Annotated in this window: 19 protein-coding genes; 14 read left to right on the top strand and 5 right to left on the bottom strand. The window is 67.1% G+C overall.

Translation table 11 applies throughout. The features are described from left to right. Positions 1-54: 54 nt before the first annotated feature. Entirely contained in the window at positions 55-231 is a 177-nt protein-coding gene (locus tag ACP694_RS00785; RefSeq protein ID WP_426009623.1) for a DUF1328 domain-containing protein, read from the bottom strand. Positions 232-352: 121 nt separating this feature from the next. On the opposite strand from ACP694_RS00785, the gene cobT reads away from it, so the two are divergent. The 4 genes from cobT (at position 353) to ACP694_RS00765 (ending at position 4,565) form a co-directional block, all read left to right on the top strand. Then, positions 353-2,281, top strand: coding sequence for a cobaltochelatase subunit CobT (cobT, locus tag ACP694_RS00780; RefSeq protein ID WP_426009621.1), 1,929 nt, complete (start codon positions 353-355; stop codon positions 2,279-2,281). After that, entirely contained in the window at positions 2,278-3,336 is a 1,059-nt protein-coding gene (locus ACP694_RS00775; protein WP_426009618.1) for an esterase-like activity of phytase family protein, read from the top strand. Before cobT ends, ACP694_RS00775 begins: the two co-directional genes overlap by 4 nt. 303 nt (positions 3,337-3,639) lie before the next feature. Further along, entirely contained in the window at positions 3,640-3,936 is a 297-nt protein-coding gene (locus tag ACP694_RS00770; RefSeq protein ID WP_426009616.1) for a hypothetical protein, read from the top strand. A 338-nt stretch (positions 3,937-4,274) separates the two neighbouring features. Further along, entirely contained in the window at positions 4,275-4,565 is a 291-nt protein-coding gene (locus tag ACP694_RS00765) for a hypothetical protein (RefSeq protein ID WP_426009614.1), read from the top strand. Between the two features lie 507 nt (positions 4,566-5,072). Here the strand turns inward: ACP694_RS00765 and rpmB are convergent. Next, positions 5,073-5,381: a 50S ribosomal protein L28 gene (rpmB, locus tag ACP694_RS00760; RefSeq protein WP_426009612.1), complete on the bottom strand. Its 309-nt coding sequence runs from the start codon at positions 5,379-5,381 to the stop codon at positions 5,073-5,075. Between the two features lie 221 nt (positions 5,382-5,602). Here rpmB and ACP694_RS00755 point away from each other — a divergent pair, with 221 nt between their 5' ends. Both ACP694_RS00755 and ACP694_RS00750 read left to right on the top strand, forming a co-directional pair. Then, the gene (locus ACP694_RS00755; RefSeq protein WP_426009609.1) at positions 5,603-6,061 is read left to right on the top strand and encodes a DUF3617 domain-containing protein; all 459 of its coding nucleotides are present in this window, start codon (positions 5,603-5,605) and stop codon (positions 6,059-6,061) included. A gap of 78 nt (positions 6,062-6,139) precedes the next feature. Further along, positions 6,140-7,201, top strand: a complete 1,062-nt coding sequence (locus ACP694_RS00750; protein ID WP_426009607.1) for an SDR family oxidoreductase — start codon at positions 6,140-6,142, stop codon at positions 7,199-7,201. A gap of 133 nt (positions 7,202-7,334) precedes the next feature. Here the strand turns inward: ACP694_RS00750 and ACP694_RS00745 are convergent, their stop codons facing one another. Beyond that, entirely contained in the window at positions 7,335-7,592 is a 258-nt protein-coding gene (locus ACP694_RS00745; RefSeq protein WP_426009605.1) for a hypothetical protein, read from the bottom strand. Between the two features lie 78 nt (positions 7,593-7,670). Here ACP694_RS00745 and ACP694_RS00740 point away from each other — a divergent pair, with 78 nt between their 5' ends. Continuing rightward, positions 7,671-9,305, top strand: coding sequence for an amidohydrolase (locus ACP694_RS00740; RefSeq protein ID WP_426009603.1), 1,635 nt, complete (start codon positions 7,671-7,673; stop codon positions 9,303-9,305). 82 nt (positions 9,306-9,387) lie between these two features. After that, on the top strand, positions 9,388-9,711 hold the full coding sequence (locus tag ACP694_RS00735; RefSeq protein ID WP_426009600.1) for a hypothetical protein: 324 nt from the start codon (positions 9,388-9,390) through the stop codon (positions 9,709-9,711). Positions 9,712-9,793: 82 nt separating this feature from the next. Here ACP694_RS00735 and ACP694_RS00730 read toward each other — a convergent pair whose 3' ends face one another. After that, the gene (locus ACP694_RS00730; RefSeq protein ID WP_426009598.1) at positions 9,794-10,423 is read right to left on the bottom strand and encodes a glutathione S-transferase family protein; all 630 of its coding nucleotides are present in this window, start codon (positions 10,421-10,423) and stop codon (positions 9,794-9,796) included. A gap of 98 nt (positions 10,424-10,521) precedes the next feature. Between ACP694_RS00730 and ACP694_RS00725 the strand changes: the two genes are divergently transcribed. The 4 genes from ACP694_RS00725 to ACP694_RS00710 all read left to right on the top strand — a co-directional run bounded on the left by ACP694_RS00725 (position 10,522) and on the right by ACP694_RS00710 (position 14,030). Next, the gene (locus ACP694_RS00725; protein ID WP_426011257.1) at positions 10,522-10,848 is read left to right on the top strand and encodes an Lrp/AsnC family transcriptional regulator; all 327 of its coding nucleotides are present in this window, start codon (positions 10,522-10,524) and stop codon (positions 10,846-10,848) included. Beyond that, positions 10,752-10,982: an Lrp/AsnC ligand binding domain-containing protein gene (locus tag ACP694_RS00720; RefSeq protein WP_426011256.1), complete on the top strand. Its 231-nt coding sequence runs from the start codon at positions 10,752-10,754 to the stop codon at positions 10,980-10,982. The genes ACP694_RS00725 and ACP694_RS00720 overlap by 97 nt, the downstream gene beginning before the upstream one ends. Positions 10,983-11,199: 217 nt before the next feature. Beyond that, positions 11,200-13,746 (top strand): helicase-related protein, encoded by a 2,547-nt coding sequence (locus ACP694_RS00715; protein WP_426009596.1) that lies wholly within the window; start codon positions 11,200-11,202, stop codon positions 13,744-13,746. After that, positions 13,743-14,030: an RNA-binding S4 domain-containing protein gene (locus tag ACP694_RS00710; RefSeq protein ID WP_426009594.1), complete on the top strand. Its 288-nt coding sequence runs from the start codon at positions 13,743-13,745 to the stop codon at positions 14,028-14,030. Before ACP694_RS00715 ends, ACP694_RS00710 begins: the two co-directional genes overlap by 4 nt. A 221-nt stretch (positions 14,031-14,251) precedes the next feature. Here the strand turns inward: ACP694_RS00710 and ACP694_RS00705 are convergent, their stop codons facing one another. Further along, a complete protein-coding gene (locus tag ACP694_RS00705) occupies positions 14,252-16,330 on the bottom strand; it encodes a putative bifunctional diguanylate cyclase/phosphodiesterase (protein WP_426009591.1) in 2,079 nt (692 codons plus the stop codon). A 243-nt stretch (positions 16,331-16,573) separates the two neighbouring features. Between ACP694_RS00705 and fdxA the strand changes: the two genes are divergently transcribed. Then, on the top strand, positions 16,574-16,915 hold the full coding sequence (fdxA, locus tag ACP694_RS00700) for a ferredoxin FdxA (protein ID WP_426009589.1): 342 nt from the start codon (positions 16,574-16,576) through the stop codon (positions 16,913-16,915). 378 nt (positions 16,916-17,293) lie between these two features. Beyond that, positions 17,294-17,815 (top strand): CarD family transcriptional regulator, encoded by a 522-nt coding sequence (locus tag ACP694_RS00695; RefSeq protein ID WP_426009586.1) that lies wholly within the window; start codon positions 17,294-17,296, stop codon positions 17,813-17,815. Positions 17,816-17,938 lie beyond the last annotated feature (123 nt).

Here is a 17,938-nt window from a genome sequence, read left to right as displayed (position 1 = left end):
CCGCTGGGCGCGATTGGGGACAGGCGCATGCGCCTGTCCCCAATCGTAGCCTGGCTATTTCGAGACGGTCTTGAACACCGTCACGCCCAGTACGGCGAAGATGATGAAGCCGATCAGGAACAGGAAGAACAGGATCTTGGCGATGCCGGCGGCCGCGCCGGCGATGCCGGTGAAGCCCAGGGCGCCGGCGATCAGGGCGATGACCGCCAGGATGATGGCCCACTTCAACATGGTCGTTTCCTCAAGCGCTGGCCCGCCCATCGCGAGCTTGGATCACGCAAACGCGGCTTTGGCGCTCATGTTCCCTTTTGGCCGTCTTGTGTTCGCCGCGTTCGCTCGGTAACCCATTCCCATGGCCTCCAAGCCCGAAAGCCCGACCGAACCGTTCAAGCGCGCCCTGGCCCACGCCGCGCGCTCGCTCTCCCAGACGCCCGACCTCGAGGTGGTGTTCTCCGGCGAGGGTCCCAGCCTGGTCGGCAACCGGGCGGTGCTGCCTCATCCGCCGCGCGACCTGAATCCCAAGGAGGCCAGCCGCATCCGCGGCCTGGCCGACCAGATGGCCTTGCGCCTGGCCCACCATGACGCCGTCGCCCACGCCCGCGCCCGCCCCAGCTCGCCTGACGGCCAGGCGGCCTTCGAGGCCATCGAGCAGGCGCGGCTGGAAGCGATCGGCAGCAACGCCCTGGGCGGGGTCCGCCTCAACCTGACCGCCGCGCTGGAGGCTCGCCTCGAAAAGCAGGGCCTGACCCGCGCCGTCGCCACCGACCGCCAGTCGGCGCCCATGGCCGAGATCCTGTCGCTGCTGGTCCGCGAGCGCCTGACCGGCGACGCCCCGCCCGATGGCGCCAAGGCCCTGGTCGACATCCTGCGCGCCAATATCGAGAACCGGGCAGGCAAGGACCTGGACCGCCTGGCCGCCGCCATCGACGACCAGGCCGCTTTCGCCCGCGTCACCCGCGAGATCCTCCGCGATCTCGATCTCGGCGAGGAGATGTCCGACGTCAGCGAGAGCCCGGACGAGGACGCCGGCGACGAGGACCAGAACACCGAGACCTCCGAGAACGACCAGGGCGAAGGCGAGGGCGAGCAGTCCGACGGCGCCGCGCCCGAGGAGACCGAGAGCTCCGACCGCGAGAGCGAGGCCGGCGAGGAGGAGATGGTCCAGTCCGAACAGGACGGCGAGGCCGAGGACACCGAGGAAGCGCCCGAGATGGGCGACGGCGCCAAGCCGTCGCGGCCTGACACGGGTCAAGGCGGGGCTTTCGAGCCGCCCTACAAGGTGTTCACTACGCAATATGACGAGGTCGTGCCGGCCGAGGAGCTGTGCGACGCCGACGAGCTGACACGCCTTAGGGCCTATCTGGACCAGCAGCTGGCGGCCTTTTCCAGCGTGGTCTCTCGTCTGGCCAACAAGCTGCAGCGCCGGCTGCTGGCCCAGCAGAACCGCTCCTGGACCTTCGACCTGGAGGAGGGGATGCTCGACGTCTCCCGCCTCACCCGGGTGATCATCGATCCCACCGCCCCGCTGTCGTTCAAGCAGGAGACGGATGTCGAGTTTCGCGACACCGTCGTCACCCTGCTGATCGACAACAGCGGCTCGATGCGCGGCCGGCCGATCATGGTGGCGGCGGTCTGCGCCGATATCTTGGCCCGCACCTTGGAGCGCTGCGCGGTCAAGGTTGAGGTGCTGGGCTTCACCACCCGCGCCTGGAAGGGCGGCACGGCGCGCGACGAGTGGATCAAGGCGGGCAAGCCGCCGGCGCCCGGCCGCCTCAACGACCTTCGCCACATCATCTACAAGAGCGCCGACGCCCCCTGGCGCCGGGCCCGCAAGAATCTCGGCCTGATGATGCGCGAGGGCCTGCTGAAGGAAAACATCGACGGCGAAGCCCTGATGTGGGCCCACCAGCGGCTGATCGGCCGCTCGGAGGCGCGCCGCATCCTGATGGTGATCTCGGATGGCGCGCCGGTGGACGACAGCACCCTCAGCGTCAATTCGGGCCACTATCTGGAGCGCCACCTGCGCCAGGTGATCGCCGAGATCGAGACCAAGAGCCCGATCGAGCTGATCGCCGTCGGCATCGGCCATGACGTCACCCGCTACTATCGCCGCGCCGTGACCATCGTCGATGTGGAGCAACTGGGCGGAGCGCTGGTCGATCAGCTGGCCGACCTGTTCGACGAGGAGCCCAAGGCCGTGAAGCGGGCCCGGGGCCTGCTGGCCGCCCCGCCCACCGTCCAGCCGTCCGCGCCCAAGCCGGCCCGCAAGGTTCCGGTGTGATCGGGCTTCGGGCGCTTTTGGTGCTGGGCTTCGTCGCCGTGCTGGCCGGTCAGTGCGCCAAGGCCCCACCGCAGCCCGCCATCCTGCCGGTCGCGCCGGTCAAGGCGGGGGCGGGGATCAGCCTGGTCACCACGCCCGTGCCGCTCAGCTCGGCCAAGCCACCGCCGGTCTCGATTGGCCGCTTCGTCTATGCCGGCGGGATCGACATCACCAGCCCCGACACCACGCGCCTGCACGGCCTGTCGGACCTGAAGATCGGCGCCAATGGCGCGCTGCTGGCGATCAGCGACGACGGCGACCTGTTCGAGGCGCGGCTGAAGCTGGACGAGGCGGGACGCTTGGTCGGCCTGACCGACGGCAAGCTGTCGGGACTCAAGGGCCTCGACGGCCAGCCCCTGCCGAGCAAGGACTGGGCCGACGCCGAGGGGCTGGCGGTGCTGACCAATGGCGACTGGCTGGTCAGCTTCGAGCGCAATCACCGCGTCTGGCTCTATCCGGCCCTGCCGAACGGGGGCCTTGGCCTGCCGCGCGCGGTCAACAAGCCGGCCACGACCTTCCCTGACAACGAGGGCATGGAAGCCCTGACCGCCTATCCGATCGCCGGCCCCGACGCCTATCTGGTGGGCGGCGAGGAGGGCGAGGTGTGGCTGTGCAAGGTCTCGGCGCCCTGTGTGGGCCTGGCCCCGCAATCGCCGCCAGACTTCACCTGGGGCCTGACCGGTTTCGCATCCTTCGACGGCCAGGCGATCGCCGCCCTCTACCGCAGTTTCGACCCGGTGCGCGGCTGGCGGGGCCAGGTGCGTTTCGTGGTCGATCCGCGCGCCCCGTCTGCCAAGCAGGTGGTCGCCGCCAACCTGACCCTGGACAGGGCGACGACGCGCGACAACTTCGAGGGGGTGGCCCTGGCCAAGACGCCGTCCGGGGCGACGCGGGTCTATCTGCTGTCGGACGACAACGACTTCTCGCTGGAGCGCACCCTGCTGCTGGCCTTCGACTGGACCCCGCCACCGCCGGCCCCGCCGGCGCCGGCGGTGGTGAAGAAGCGGCGGCGCTAGAGCATCGCGCGGAAAAGTGGCTACCGGTTTTCCGCAAAAGCGATGCGAAAACAAAAGCCTAGAGCAAGCCGTGCGATTCCTACATCGCGCAACTTGCTCTAGGCGCTGCAGTTCTGGACGGGGACAGCCACATGTGGCTGTCCCCAATCCAATCCTGGTTTCCTTTGAAACTCGATATTTTACTTGACTGACAACGTTGTCATGTTACCGCTATCTCCGAGGTTTGAGCGGGCGAGATTCCAACGGCCTCAGAGGAACGCGTCGGGAGGTGGTTGAACCCCAACCCCCTTCGGATTTGAAATCATGAAATCGATGTTTGTCCTGGCCGCCTCGGCCATGGTTCTGATGACCACCACCTCGGCCTTCGCCGCCGAGCAACATGTCAAGGTCCGCGGTCGCACCGACGCCGCCATCCATGCCGACATCGTGGCCGCCGCCAATTCGGTCTGCCGCGAAGAACTGGGGATCCACGCCGGCGACCTGATGATCTTCTGCGTGCAGGACGTCACCTATGACGCCATCAAGCGGGTCGGCAGCCCCGCCCTGACCGCCTATTCCAAGGCCCAGCGCCGCACCTTGTTGGTCAAGGCGAGCTACTAGAGCATTTTTCGAGCGAAGTGGTTCCGGTTCGCGTGAAGAAAAGTGCGTCAAAACAAAAGATTAGAGCTCACGGCCTGACGCAGTCAGGTCGGGAAATGCTCTAAGGTCTCTCTTCCGGCGCGCTCTCGCGACGTTTCGGCGGCGCGGGAGCGACTCCTGCCAGCACATTTCATGTCAACGGGAATTTATCCTGCACTGCAACATAACCATTGATAAGTAACCACCGGAAAGCTATAAATTTTGAAGAGCGACAGAGCGGGCGAGATCCTGGACCAGTCGCTGGGGGAAACGGATCGGGATGGGGTTGAAATTCAACCGCTGACCAGGAAATTCGTCCCATGATCCGCTCCTTCGTCCTGGCCGCTTCGGCCATCGCCCTGTTCGCCGCTGCGCCCGCCGGCGCCGCCGAAATCCGCATCAAGACCGCTGGCAAAGTCCCGGCCGAGCTGCGCGCCGAGATCGTCAAGGCCGCCTCGACCGTCTGCTGGCAGTCCGTGCGCGGCGAGTCGCTGGCCACCTACCTGTACCCGTCGTGCGTGCGCGCCTCGGTCAATGACGCGGTCGGCAAGATGAACAACCCGGAACTGGTCGCCTACAACGCCGCCAACCCGGCCGTCTATTCGCGCTAAGGCCCATTCTCTACGGCCTGTAGAGGGGGCGGCGTACCGGCCCTCTCCGCCTGATCGTCGAATGCAGAAAGCCCTTCCCGGAAACGGGGAGGGCTTTTTCGTGGGCGCTGGGAGGCGATAGATCAGAACGGGTGTGGTCGGCGGTTTTGGAGCTCGACCCGAGCGATTTCCCCATTGAAGCCCATCACGACTTGGACCTCGCACACGATCCGCCCAGGTCCTTCCGGAAGGATCTCAAGCCGATAGGATTTCCAGCTCGAGTTTTGTTGCGGAAACCTGACGAGTTGACCCGTTGGTGGCCGGCGGCGAGGCGACGAGGCGGGGAGGGCGCGGAGCGCGGCGGGGGAGGCTTGCAAGGCCCTGGCGAGGGCGAGCGCAAACATGAGTCAAACTAGACCCTACAACCGCCGTCTACGACAGTTGAGCGGGACACCAGGCTCCAGACGCGAAAAGGCCCGCGAGGCGAACCACGCGGGCCTTTTCTTCAGCCGCGAGGCCGAGAATGTCTTAGGCGGCGACGGCGGTCAGGGCGGCGGCCTTGGCCTTGGCCTTGACCTGGGTCTTGATCTTCAGGGCGCGCGGCGACAGCTGCTCGTCCTTCGCGCCCAGCAGGAACACGTCCAGGCCACCGCGGAAGTCCAGGGTGCGCAGGGCGGCGTTGCTGATCCGCAGCTTGAAGGTCTGGCCCAGCGAGTCGGACTGCAGGGAGGCGGGCGACAGGGCCGGCAGGAAGCGGCGCTTGGTCTTGATGTTCGAGTGGCTCACATTGTGGCCGACCATCGGACCGATCCCGGTGAGTTCGCAACGGCGCGACATGGCGGATACCTTGGGCTTGGGCGAAGCCAAAAGGCTCCGCAACATGAATTCGGGCGCGCCGTGGACGGACCACCGCGCGAGAGCGGGCGATATAGGCGAAGGGGCCTTCCCGAGTCAAGCCGCCCGAACCGATCCAAGCTGCGAACACCGCCCAAAGATCGCCTTCAAACGTGGTTCATCTGCGCCCCTATATATAGACGGCGTTGATGGAGACCGACCGCATGCGCTTGCTGGCCCCGTTCGTGAAGATTTCCGGCCTTGCCGTCGCCGCTCTGACCTTAGGGGGCGTGGTCGCCTTGGCCGCGCCGCAGAACGCCTCCCATGCGGGAGCCAAGACCACGATCCTCACCGGACAGTGGGAATACAACACGCGCATTGGCCCGATTCCCGTCGGTTCCGATCAGCACTGCCTCAAGCCGTCCGATGTCGAGAACTTCAATCGCGGCATCTGCCTGAAGCGCTACACCTGCAATTACGACACGCGGGTGGTCCAGGATGGCCGGATCGAACTGAAGGGCGCCTGGACCGACAAGAAGGGCCGTGTGGCCCCGGTCACCGCCAAAGGCTCCTACACCCCCGAGAGCTTCCGCCTGAACGTCAACGGCAAGACCGTCAACGGCATCCCGATGACCGCCACCCTCAACGCCAAGCGGCTCAGCGCCACCTGCACGGCCGGCTAGGCGTTTTGGTGTCGCCGCGAGGCTAGAAGGCCTCGAGCGCGTTGAGTGTTGGCGTCGCAGTCACACCGGGAGAAGATCATGAGCCACAGCGCTTTGGTAGTGGGCGCGACAGGGATTGTCGGCCAGGCCACGGTCGAGGTCCTGACGGGGGCCGGATGGCCGGTGTCGGCGCTGTCGCGTAACCCCAAGGCCGCGCCCGGCGTCACGGCAATGGCCGCCGACCTGCATGACCCGGCGGCCCTGGCCGAGGCCTTGAAGGACGCCAGACCCAGCCACGTCTTCATCACCACATGGTCACGCCAGGACAGCGAGGCGGAGAACATCCGTGTCAACGCCGCCATGGTCCGCAACCTGCTCGACGCCTTACGTCCCGGTGGTTCGGTGCGGCACGTGGCCCTGGTCACCGGCCTCAAACACTATCTTGGCCCGTTCGAGGCCTATGGGCAGGGCGTGCTGCCCCAGACCCCCTTCCGCGAGGAGCAGGGCCGGCTGGACGTGGCCAATTTCTACTATGCCCAGGAGGACGAGGTGTTCGCAGCAGCCGCGCGCGACGGTTTCGCCTGGAGCGTCCATCGGCCCCACACCGTGATCGGCCACGCGGTCGGCAACGCCATGAACATGGGCCAGACCTTGGCGGTTTATGCCAGCCTGTGCCGCGAGACCGGCCGGCCCTTTCGCTTCCCGGGTTCGGCCGCTCAATGGCACGGCCTCACCGACATGACCGATGCGGGGCAACTGGCGCGTCACCTGCTGTGGGCCTCGACGACGCCGGCCGCCGCCAACCAGGCCTTCAATGTGGTCAATGGTGACGTCTTTCGATGGAGCTGGATGTGGGGACGGATCGCCGACTGGTTCGGCCTTGAGCCCGCGCCGTTCGACGGGGAAGTGATGCCGCTGGAGGTTCAGATGGCGGCTGACGCCCCACTATGGCGGGACGTCGCCCTGCGCGACGGCCTGGCCGAGCCCGACCTGGATCGCCTGGCTTCGCCCTGGCACACCGACGCCGACCTAGGTCGCCCCATCGAGGTCATCGCCGATATGTCCAAGAGCCGCCGCCTGGGCTTCACCGCCTACCAACAGACCGACGAGGCCTTCTTCGCGCTGTTCGAGCGGCTCCGCGCGGACAGGTTCATTCCATAGGACTGTTTGTGGTTAATGCAGCTTAAGCTACAATGGGTAGTAGGGAACAAACACTGAATCCGGCCAAGTCGCTGATTCGGTCATGATTCGTTTCGCTCATGTTCGGCGAATGGTGAAGCGGCGTTAACCCGTCCTAACGACGCCACGGCGCCACCGAGAAGGCCATGTCGAACAGTGTCGGAGCGCTGCTGACGCGCGCCCGCTCGATCGTCCGCTGCACGGCTGGCGGCGGGGGCGAGGCCTCGACGGCGTCCGGATAGCGGCGGCGCAGACGGGTCCAGTTTACGCCGGGCGCGGCCTCCGGAAGTTGCGCGCCGATAAGGCCCCGATCGTTCCAGGTCAGGCCGCACAGCCCGATCGGCGTTTCGAAGAGGGTGAAGCCCTGTTCCATGCGTCAAACATAGCATCGCTGTTGCGCGGATCGAGCGGCGCCCTACGATTTCCGCTTCTTGCTATTCCGGAGATCGCCGTGCGCCGCATCCTCACCCTCGCCGCCCTGTTGGCGACCTCCAGTCTCGGCCAGGCGCTCGCCGGCGACATGCTGATCCATGGCGGTCCGATCCACACCGGCGTCGCGGCGACGCCCAGCGCCGAGGCGGTGTTGATCCGCGGCGACCGCATCCTGTTCGTCGGCGACCTGGCCGCCGCCAAGGCCAAGGCCGCCAAGGGCGCGCGCGACATCGACCTGAAGGGGGCCGCCGCCTTTCCCGGCTTCGTGGACGCCCACGCCCACCTGACCGGCGTCGGCCTGCGTGAGCTGACCCTTAATCTCGACCGGACCGACTCGGTCGAGAGCCTGGTCTCCGCAGTGAAAGCCTATGCCGCCGCCCATCCCGACGGCCCGATCTTCGGCCGGGGTTGGATCGAGACCCACTGGCCCGAGAAGCGTTTCCCCAGCCGCGTTGATCTCGACCGCGCCGCGCCCGGCCGCGTCGTGGTGCTGGAGCGGGCCGACGGCCACGCCGTGGTCGCCAGCAGCGCCGCCCTGGCCAAGGCCGGCGTGACGAGGGACACCGCCGCGCCGACGGGCGGCCAGATCCTCAAGGGCGACGACGGCGCGCCCAGCGGCATGCTGATCGACCACGCCCAGAGCCTGGTCGAGGGGGTGATCCCGCCGCCGTCCGACGCCCTCAAGCGCCTGGCCCTGGAAAAGGCCGGCGCCCTCTACGCCTCGCGCGGCTGGACGGGCCTGGGAAACATGAGCGTCGCGGGACCCGACCTGACGATCCTGCGGTCCCTGGCCGCCGAGCGGAAGTTCAGCCTGCGGGTCGACAACTACATGGACCCCAGCGGCGCCGCCGAGGTGCTGGCCAAGGGTCCGACAAGCGACCCCACCGGCCTGATCCGGGTGCGGGGGATCAAGCTGTACATGGACGGCGCCCTGGGCTCGCGTGGCGCGGCCCTGTTGGCGCCCTATAGCGACGCCGAGGGGCTGGGCCTGCAACTGACCCCCTACGACAAGGGTCTGGCGCTGATGAAGGCCGCCAAGGCGGTGAAGGCCCAGGTCGCCATGCACGCCATCGGCGATCGCGGCAACCGCATGGCCCTGGACTGGTTCGGCGAGGCGCTGTCCGGCGACACAACGGCCCGCTGGCGGATCGAGCACGCCCAGATCGTCGCCGACGAGGACGTGCCGCGCTTCGCGAAGATGGGCGTCATCGCCTCGATGCAGCCCAGCCACGCGATCGGCGACCTCTATTTCGCGCCGGCCCGCCTCGGCAAGGACCGCTTGCACGAGGGCTATCGCTGGAAGGACTTCCTGGACAGCGGCACGATCGTCGCCGCCGGCTCGGACGCCCCGGTCGAGGTCGGCGACCCGCGCATCGAGTTCTACGCCGCCGTCTATCGCCACAGCCTGGACGGCTTCGCCAATGCCGACTGGCATCTGGACGAGGCGGTCAGCCGCGACCAGGCCCTGCGCATGCTGACCTGGGCCCCGGCCTACGCCGCCTTCGCCGAAAAGGACCGCGGCACACTGGAGGCCGGCAAGAAGGCTGACGTGACGGTGTTTTCCAAGGACCTGATGACCGTCGAGCCGGCGCAGATCCTGAAGGCGCAGACGGTGCTGACCGTGGTGGACGGCAAGCTGGTGTTCGAGAAGTAGGAGCGGCTGTCCTCCCCCTGTCCAGGGGGCGCCGCCACGGGCGCGGTCTCGGTAGGGTTGGTTATCTCAATAGGAACGACCCATGGAAAAGCCAGCCTATTCGCTCGTCGTCGGCTTCTCGTCGGCCGAGTTGCTCGAACGCTTCCAAGCCTACGCTGCCGAGTTCTGGAGCGATTTGGACGCCGAGGAACCCGAGCGCCATCGCGACTGCTACGACTCCGGCGACACCCTGATGGACAGCAGTTCGGAAGCCCGAATGGTTAAGACCGACCATTTCGGCAACGAGTACTGGGAAGTAACCATCACCGAGATCTGGGGCCGCACGGTCATCTGTCCGCCGCAGGCGCCTGTGGATAAGCGCTGGACCCGCCGTTACAAGGGCGACAGCTATTGGACGGCGCCCTGACCAAGGGCCGGCCGCACGAGGGCTGTCGCTGGAAGGACTTCCTCGGCAGCGGCGCGGTGTTCGCCGCCCCCTATGCGTTACCTCATTTCGTCAAGCCGTCCACGGTCTGGCCCTCATAGGCCGTCGCCGACATGGACGGCCGCCGCGTAAAGCCGTCCAGCCAGTCCGCCAGCCTTGGCCGGCCGCTGCGGAAGTCGGGCAGGGCGCGGAAGGCCAGCCAGTCCAGGGCGGTGGCGACCGCGATACGGCCCAGGTCCGGCGGGCCGGTCAGGTCGCTCTCGCGCTCCAGGACATCATAGGCGGCCAGCAGCTTGGCGGCCTGGCCCTCGGCCAGGGGCGGGTAGCGCAGGGCGGCGAGCCGGCGCTCAGTCTCCCAGCGCAGGGCGATCCCGGCGTCGCACAGGCCCTGGGCCAAGGCTTGCAGCCGCAGGACCTTCCAGCGTTCGGAGCCCTCGGCGGGGATCAACGCCGGACCGCCGTGCAGGCCGTCCAGATACTCGCAGATCACGCTGGAATCGAACAAGGCCAGGCCGTCGTCGGTGATCAGCACCGGCGCCTTGCCCAGCGGGTTGGCGGCGAACACCATGTCATTGCGCTGGGTCGGACTGGTCTCGTGGTGGCTCACCTCCACGCGGCCAGCCAGCCCCATCTCGTGGGCCGCGACCAGCACCTTGCGGGCGTAGGGCGAGTGAGTCTGGTAGAGCAGCTTCATGATCCGCCTTCGACGTAGACTGGGTCGCGAAGCAATATTGCTTGACGCGCGAAAAAAGGGGCTTGGGTTCGCGCCTTTGAACGCAAGTTTGTTTCGTTATGACCCTCGAAAGCTTCGATCTCGCGATCCTCGGCCTCCTGCAACGCGACAACACCACGTCGCAGCGGGTGATCGGCGAGGCGATGAACCTGTCCGCCCCGGCCGTCCAACAGCGGATCAAGAAGCCGGAGGCGGCCGGCGTCATCGCCGCCCATGTCGCGGTCATCGATCCGGCCAAGGTCGGCCTGCCATCACCCTGCTGGTCGAGGTCCACGTCGAAAGCGAGCGCATCGACCTGCTGGACGCGGTCAAGGCCCGGCTGGCGGCTGGACCAGAGGTGCAGCAGTGCTACTACGTCACAGGCGAGGCCGATTTCATGCTGGTGATCATCGTGCAGACCATGGCCGATTACGAGGCCCTGACCCTGCGCCTGTTCTTCGACGCAGGCAATGTGAAGCGGTTCCGGACCCTGGTGGTGATGGACCGCGTCAAGGTGGGACTGGGCGTGCCGCTCCTCTAGGTCCTCCCCCTATGGGCCCCCTATGGGCCCCTTTTGGGGGAGGTGTCGGCGAACCCGACGGAGGGGGAGTATCTGACCGCGACCCTGTTCAGGACTTGCCATCCCACCACTCCCCCCCACCGGCCTTCGGCCGCCTCCCCCAAAGGGGTCCAAAGGGGGAGGATTTAAGGCCACACCCCCGCTTGCTTCCCCCCGATTCCCATCCCACCTTGAATCCATGAGCGACCGTTCCGCCGGATTGGCCCCTTCCAAGCTGACGGCCGTGCTGGGCCCGACCAACACCGGCAAGACCCACCTGGCCGTGGAGCGGATGCTCGGCCATGCCTCGGGGATGATCGGCCTGCCGCTGCGGCTGCTGGCCCGCGAGATCTACGACCGGATCGTCAAGCTGCGCGGCAAGGCCTCGGTGGCCCTGATCACCGGCGAGGAAAAGATCGTCCCGCCGCGCGCCGCCTATTTCGTCTGCACCGTCGAGGCCATGCCCCTGACCCGCGAGGTCGAGTTCCTGGCCATCGACGAGATCCAGCTGTGCGCCGATCCCGAGCGCGGCCATATCTTCACCCACCGGCTGCTGCACGCCCGGGGCAAGTACGAGACCATGCTGCTGGGGGCAGGGACCATGGCCCCGCTGATCCGCCGGCTGCTGCCCGACGCCGAGATCGTCAGCCGCGAACGCTTTTCGAACCTGACCTATGCCGGCTCCAAGAAGCTGACCCGCCTGCCGCGCCGCTCGGCGGTGGTGGCCTTCTCCACCGACGCCGTCTACGCCATCGCCGAGCTGATCCGCCGCCAGCGCGGCGGGGCGGCGGTGGTGATGGGCTCCTTGAGCCCCCGCACTCGCAACGCCCAGGTCGCGCTCTACCAGTCTGGCGAGGTCGATTTTCTGGTGGCCACCGACGCCATCGGCATGGGGCTGAACATGGACGTAGACCATGTGGCCTTCGCCGGCCTGCGCAAGTTCGACGGCACGCGCACCCGCTGGCTGCACCCTCAAGAGGTGGCTCAGATCGCCGGCCGGGCAGGGCGCCATACCCGCGACGGCACGTTCGGGGTGACCGGCGACTGCGAGGAGATGGACGAGGACCTGGTCGAGAGCGTCGTCAATCACCAGTTCGAGCCGGTGATGGGGGCCGAGTGGCGAAATGCTCGGCTGGACTTCGGCAACCTGCCCAGCCTGTTGCGGTCGCTGGCCGAGCCGCCGCACCGCAACGGCCTGTCGCTGTCGGCCGAGGCCCTGGACGAGCGCACGCTGCGCAAGCTGGCCCAGCAGGAGGACGTGGTCGCCCGCTGCAAGGCCGACCGCTCGGCTTTGCTGCGGCTGTGGGACGTGTGCCAGACGCCGGATTTCCGCAAGACCACCGACGACGATCACCAGCGCATGGTCCGCACCCTGTTCGACGACCTGACCACCGGCCGCAAGCGTCTGCCGGAAGACTGGATCGCCGGCCAGTTCAAGGCCTTGGACCGAAACGACGGCGAGATCGACAGCCTGGCCGCCCGCCTCTCGGGGGTCCGCACCCTGAGCTACATCGCCAACCGTGGCGACTGGCTGCACAATCCGCAGCACTGGCAGGGCGTGACGCGGCAGCTGGAGGACCGGCTGTCCGACACCTTGCACGAGAAGCTGATGGCCCGGTTCATCGACCGGCGCACCAGCGTCCTGATGCGCTCGCTGGGCGATCGCGAGACCATGCTGGCCGGGGTCGGCGCCGATGGGGCGGTGACCGTCGAGGGCCATGTGGTCGGGCGACTGACCGGCGTGACGTTCGTCCAGGAAAAGGGCGGCAGCGCGCTCGAGGAAAAGGCGCTGCGCAACACGGCTCAGCGCGCCGTGACGCCGGAGATCGCCCGGCGCCTGGGCAAGCTGGCCAGCGAGCCGGACGAGGCCTTCACCCTGACGCCCGACGGCGCGGTGTTGTGGAACGGCGAGGCGGCCGGGGCGGTGCGCGGTGGAGGCCCGCTGTTGTCCCCCCGCGCGAGACTGCTGGGCGAGCTGGGCGAGGCCTCGGCCCGCGAACGCGCCGAGCGGCGACTGGACGCTTTCCTGGCCGTCGAGATCGACCGCAAGCTGCCGGGCCTGCGCAAGCTGCAACGGGCCCTGTCGGGCGGCGCGCTTCGTGGCCTGCCGCGCGGTCTGGCCCATCGGCTGCTGGAGGCGGGCGGCGTGCTCGACAAGCAAGCCGTCGAGACCGACTTGAAAGCCTTGAGCCAGGCCGAGCGCCGGACCTTGAAGGCGTTGGGCGCGCGGATCGGGGCGTTCAGCCTGTTCCTGCCCTCGGTGCTGCGTCCCGAGGCCGCCGCCTGCGCGCGCGCCCTGACGCCGGGCGTGTGGCAAGGGCAGAGCGAGCGGCTGGCCCTGGCGCCGTCCCCGACGCCGGACGCCCGCGCCCTGGCCGCCAACGGTCTGAGGCTGGTGGGCAAGTTCGTGGTCCCCGTCGAGATGCTGGAGCGGCTCGACGCCCTGCTGCGCGAGGGCCAGAAGCCCGGCGGCGTGGTGCTGACCGACACGGCCCGCGATACCCTGGGCTGGGCGCCCGCCGAGGCCGCCGCCGTGCTGCGGTTCCTGGACTACACGCCCGCCCTGCGCCCCAAGGACGGCGACCCGATCCTGTGGAAACGGCGCGGCGCCGTGCGGCGACCCGAGCCCACGGTTGCGGCTCGTCCGGACTCGCCCTTCGCCGCCCTGGCCAAGCTCACGGAGCCGCCGCCGCGCCGCAAGAAGCCGCGCCGTCGCACGCCCGCCCCGAAAGCCGTCGCCTCGTGATCGAGGAAGACGCCGGCTGCTGCCGCGCCGACCTCTGGCTGTGGCACGCCCGGTTCTTCAAGACCCGCTCGATGGCCGGCCGCTTCGTCGAGGAAGGCCGCATCCGCCTGACGCGGGCCGGCGCGGAGAGCCGCATAGACAAGCCCTCGCGGGGCTTGCGGGTCGGCGACGTGCTGGTGTTCGCGATCGGTGGCCGGCTGATCAACATCCGCGTCATCGGCTTCGGCGAACGACGCGGACCGACGACCGAGGCGCGGGCGCTGTATGAAGTGGTGGAAGGATAGAGATCCTCACCCGGTGGGGGGAGTTTTAGGGTCGGTCGTGGGATGGGCTGGCGGCTAGAGCATTTTTCGAGCGAAGTGGCTCCGGTTCGCGTGAAGAAAAATGCGTCAAAACAGAAAATTAGAGCTCATGGCCTGACGCAGTCAGGTCGGGAAATGCTCTAGTCACCCCCCTCCGTCGGCTCCGCCGACACCTCCCCCACGGGCCCCCACGGGGGGAGGATTTACGTCCCAAACCGCTCCAGATAGCCCGGCGCCATCTCCGCCGGCATCGGCCGCGAGAAGTGGTAGCCCTGGATCTGGTCGCAGCCGTAGCCGGCCAAGGCGTCCAGTTGGGCCTGATCCTCGACGCCCTCGGCGACCACCTTCATGCCCATGCTGGAGCCCAGGGTGATCACCGCCTTGACGATCGCGGCGTCCTCGATGTTCTGGACGAAGGACTTGTCGATCTTCAGCCGATCGATCGGGAAGTGGCGCAGGTTGGCCAGACTGGCGTAGCCGGTGCCGAAATCGTCGAGCGCGATCATCACGCCGGCCTTGTGCAGGGCGCGAACGGTGTCGGCGACCATCTCCGCGCCCCAGCCCATATAGACGTTCTCGGTCACCTCGATGGTCAGGCGACTGCAGGGCACGTTCCAGCGGGCCAGGCGCTCCTGCACCTCCTCGGCCAGCCGGCCGGAGCGGAACTGGGCGGCCGAGATATTGACCGCCACCCGGCCAAATTCGACGCCTTGGTCCATCCAGTCGCGCATCTGCTTCAGCGCGCTTTCAAACGCCAGGTCGCCCAGCTTCAGCGACAGGTCCTGGTCCTCGAAGGCGGCCATGAAGCGGTCGGGCGTGAGAATGCCTTGCTCGGGATGGTCCCAACGCATCAGGGCCTCAAAGCCGGCCACGCTGTTGGAGGCGAGGTCGATCACCGGTTGGTAATAGAGCACGAACTCCTTGGCGGTGATCGCCGCGCGCACGTCGCGCAACAGCTCGATCCGCTGTTCGAGCGACGAGCGCATGGCCGGGGTGAAGACCACGCTGCGGTTGCGGCCCTCGTCCTTGGCCCGGTAGAGCGCGATGTCGGCGTTCTTGATCATGTGGCTGGGGTCGGCGTCGAGGTCGCCGTGCAGGGCCGCCCCGATGCTGGCGCTGACCGAGAAGCTGCGGCCCGCGTGCTCGATGGGCCGACGCAGCAGTTCCTGCAGGGCCGCCACCGGCCGCATCATGTCGGCCTCGGAATGCAGGCCGCGCAGGATCACCGCGAACTCGTCGCCGCCCAACCGGGCCACGGTGTCGCCGGCCCGGAAGGCCGCGTGCAGCATTTCTGACAATCGCTTGAGCAGGGCGTCGCCGGCGTCGTGGCCGAGGGTGTCGTTGATGTCCTTGAAGTGATCGACGTCGATCATGATCAGGCCGAACAACTCGCCCACCAGCTCCGAGGCGTCGACGGCCTCCTGGAACTTACGCTGGAAATACGCTCTATTCGGCAGGCCGGTCAGCGGGTCCTTGAAGGCCAGGGTCTCGACCGCCTCGGTCGCGCGGCGGCGGTCGGTGATGTCCTTGAACAGATTGACCAGTCGCTCGGGCTTGCCGTCGGCGCCGAGGAACTTCTTCCCCACCGACCGGACCCAGGTCTCGACCCCGTCGTCGCGATTGAGGCGGAACTCGAAGACCTGCGCCTCGCCGTCCTTGCGATTGCGCACCAACTCGGCGACCCGCTCGAGGTCATCGGGGTGAACGATCTCCAGGGGGTCGATCTTGAAGGTGCACCACCTCTCCAGCTCGGGAGAGGTGTTGGAGCAATAGACCTCGCCGGTCTTCAGGTCGTATTCGCGGACCATCAGGTCGTCCAGCTCCAGCGCCATCTTCAGGCGTTGCTGATCGCGTTCGGCCTTGAGGGCAGTTGCGGCGAAGCCGCTGACGTCGCGCGCTGTGATCACTACAGCCTGGGTGCGACCGCCCTCCAGCCGGGTGGCGGCGAATTCGGTACGCCAGATGCGCGGTTCGCCGCCGTTCACCGCGATGGAGCGATAGCGCGAGAACGGCTCGCCGAACGCCACGCAGCGCTCCAGGCTCCCGACATCCTCGGGGCTGAGCAGGGCGCGGCGGAAGTCGTCACCGATGCCCATGTCCTGCGGCGTCAGGGCGTGGTCTGTCCAGCCGGCGCTGACGGCGGTCAGGCGAAAGGCGTCATCGAGCAGCGCCGCGGCGAAGGGCGCGTGGCGGACGAAGGTCTCGAAGGCCTCCATCTGGAAGCCGGGGCTTTGGTCGCCGCGTCCGGCCGAAACCGGATGGCGAACCGCTGTGCTCGTCATGTGTCGGGTTCCCGACTTATTGTTTATTTTCCTCTGCTTGGTTGTGACAGAGCTTCGATAATAAAGGGTAACGTAACAGCGATATGCGGCGATCCATCGCGCTCGAAAGGCTCGGGTATGAGATTTCCTCGCCTCGCCAGCAGCCAAGCCGCATTGACAAGCGCCCCCGCGACTTCGAAAACGCGGCCTCCGCGCCCAAGCCGCCCAAGCCGCCCAAGCCGCCCGAGAAACTCCGAGCCCTCGATGACCTACATCGTTACCGACGCCTGCATCAAATGTAAGTTCATGGACTGCGTCGAGGTGTGCCCGGTCGATTGCTTCTATGAGGGCGAGAATTTCCTGGCCATCAACCCGGACGAATGCATCGACTGCGGCGTCTGCGAGCCCGAATGTCCGATCGACGCTATCAAGCCCGACACCGAGGACGACCCCGACGGCAAGTGGCTGCGGATCAATTCTGACTACGCCAAGATCTGGCCGAACATCACCGTCAAGGGCACGCCGCCGGCCGACCGCGAGGACTTCGAGCGCGAGACTGGCAAGTTTGAAAAGTACTTCAGCGAAAAACCCGGCAAGGGCTCCTAGGCGCGCTGGCGTCCCTGGCGCCTAGAGCTTAACCATTTTCCCCTCGCGGCTCGGCTCACTCCCCGCCGAACCAGCGCGGGCGGCTAAACAGGCCGCAAGCCTTTCATCAAGCTGAATTTTATGATATTGTAGGTTTCGACGTAAAGGTCGCGATGACTCGCGCCTGCCCGTCTTGTGAACGATGTCAGCCGGGAAACCGGCGCGCCCGATCGAAGGCGAAGGGTGACTTAAGAACTATTCCAAATCCCAACCGGTCTTGGCCCCGCATCCCTTTCGCGGTCGGGTCCCTATCGGCGTTCGGACACTTGATTTGGAAACCCTGTAAGCCCGAGTGGAACGGCGTTTTGGGCCTGGCCCGAACTTATTGAGGACGAACGAATGAGCAAGAGCGGTCTGGAATTCTCGGTCGGCGATCACGTCGTTTATCCCGCGCATGGCGTGGGCACCATCCGGGGTGTCGAGACCCAGGAAGTGGCCGGGATGTCGCTCGAGGTCTATATCATCACCTTCGACCACGAAAAAATGACCCTGCGCGTGCCGACCAAGAAGGCCAAGACCGCCGGTTTGCGCCCGCTGGCCGAAGGCAACACCGTCAGCCAGGCCCTGACCACCCTGAAGGGCCGCGCCCGCGTCAAGCGCACCATGTGGTCGCGTCGCGCCCAGGAATACGAAGCCAAGATCAATTCGGGCGACCTGATCTCGATCGCCGAAGTGGTGCGTGACCTGCACCGCGCCGAGAACCAGCCGGAACAGTCCTATTCGGAGCGCCAGCTGTACGAATCGGCGCTGGACCGCATGGCCCGCGAAGTGGCCGCGATCGAGCGCATCGACCGTGAAGCCGCCATCGGCATCCTGACCAAGTCGCTGGTCAAGGCCCCGGTGGCCGCCGCAGCGGCCTGAGTCTGATCTGCTGAACTCCAGGAAACGCCCTCGGACCCTGGTCCGGGGGCGTTTCCATGTCACCTTGCGGACGGACCCGGGCGCGCTGTCGGCACGCCCGCTTTGGGCTCTGTCTTCAAGCAA

This window comes from Caulobacter sp. DWR2-3-1b2, from assembly GCF_049896345.1.
Lineage (GTDB): Bacteria > Pseudomonadota > Alphaproteobacteria > Caulobacterales > Caulobacteraceae > Caulobacter.
Note: the sequence above shows the minus strand (reverse complement) of the source record. Positions and strands in the feature narration are given on the sequence as shown.

What these genes read in the sequence shown, in the direction of transcription:
- ACP694_RS00735 (WP_426009600.1), top strand. Translation starts at nt 9,388, where the DNA reads ATGGAAAAGCCAGCCTATTCGCTCGTCGTCGGCTTCTCGTCGGCCGAG.
- rpmB (WP_426009612.1), bottom strand. Translation starts at nt 5,381, where the DNA reads ATGTCGCGCCGTTGCGAACTCACCGGGATCGGTCCGATGGTCGGCCAC.
- ACP694_RS00745 (WP_426009605.1), bottom strand. Translation starts at nt 7,592, where the DNA reads ATGGAACAGGGCTTCACCCTCTTCGAAACGCCGATCGGGCTGTGCGGC.
- ACP694_RS00705 (WP_426009591.1), bottom strand. Translation starts at nt 16,330, where the DNA reads ATGACGAGCACAGCGGTTCGCCATCCGGTTTCGGCCGGACGCGGCGAC.
- ACP694_RS00755 (WP_426009609.1), top strand. Translation starts at nt 5,603, where the DNA reads ATGCGCTTGCTGGCCCCGTTCGTGAAGATTTCCGGCCTTGCCGTCGCC.
- ACP694_RS00725 (WP_426011257.1), top strand. Translation starts at nt 10,522, where the DNA reads ATGACCCTCGAAAGCTTCGATCTCGCGATCCTCGGCCTCCTGCAACGC.
- ACP694_RS00785 (WP_426009623.1), bottom strand. Translation starts at nt 231, where the DNA reads ATGTTGAAGTGGGCCATCATCCTGGCGGTCATCGCCCTGATCGCCGGC.
- ACP694_RS00695 (WP_426009586.1), top strand. Translation starts at nt 17,294, where the DNA reads ATGAGCAAGAGCGGTCTGGAATTCTCGGTCGGCGATCACGTCGTTTAT.
- ACP694_RS00730 (WP_426009598.1), bottom strand. Translation starts at nt 10,423, where the DNA reads ATGAAGCTGCTCTACCAGACTCACTCGCCCTACGCCCGCAAGGTGCTG.
- ACP694_RS00715 (WP_426009596.1), top strand. Translation starts at nt 11,200, where the DNA reads ATGAGCGACCGTTCCGCCGGATTGGCCCCTTCCAAGCTGACGGCCGTG.
- fdxA (WP_426009589.1), top strand. Translation starts at nt 16,574, where the DNA reads ATGACCTACATCGTTACCGACGCCTGCATCAAATGTAAGTTCATGGAC.
- cobT (WP_426009621.1), top strand. Translation starts at nt 353, where the DNA reads ATGGCCTCCAAGCCCGAAAGCCCGACCGAACCGTTCAAGCGCGCCCTG.
- ACP694_RS00770 (WP_426009616.1), top strand. Translation starts at nt 3,640, where the DNA reads ATGAAATCGATGTTTGTCCTGGCCGCCTCGGCCATGGTTCTGATGACC.
- ACP694_RS00750 (WP_426009607.1), top strand. Translation starts at nt 6,140, where the DNA reads ATGAGCCACAGCGCTTTGGTAGTGGGCGCGACAGGGATTGTCGGCCAG.
- ACP694_RS00765 (WP_426009614.1), top strand. Translation starts at nt 4,275, where the DNA reads ATGATCCGCTCCTTCGTCCTGGCCGCTTCGGCCATCGCCCTGTTCGCC.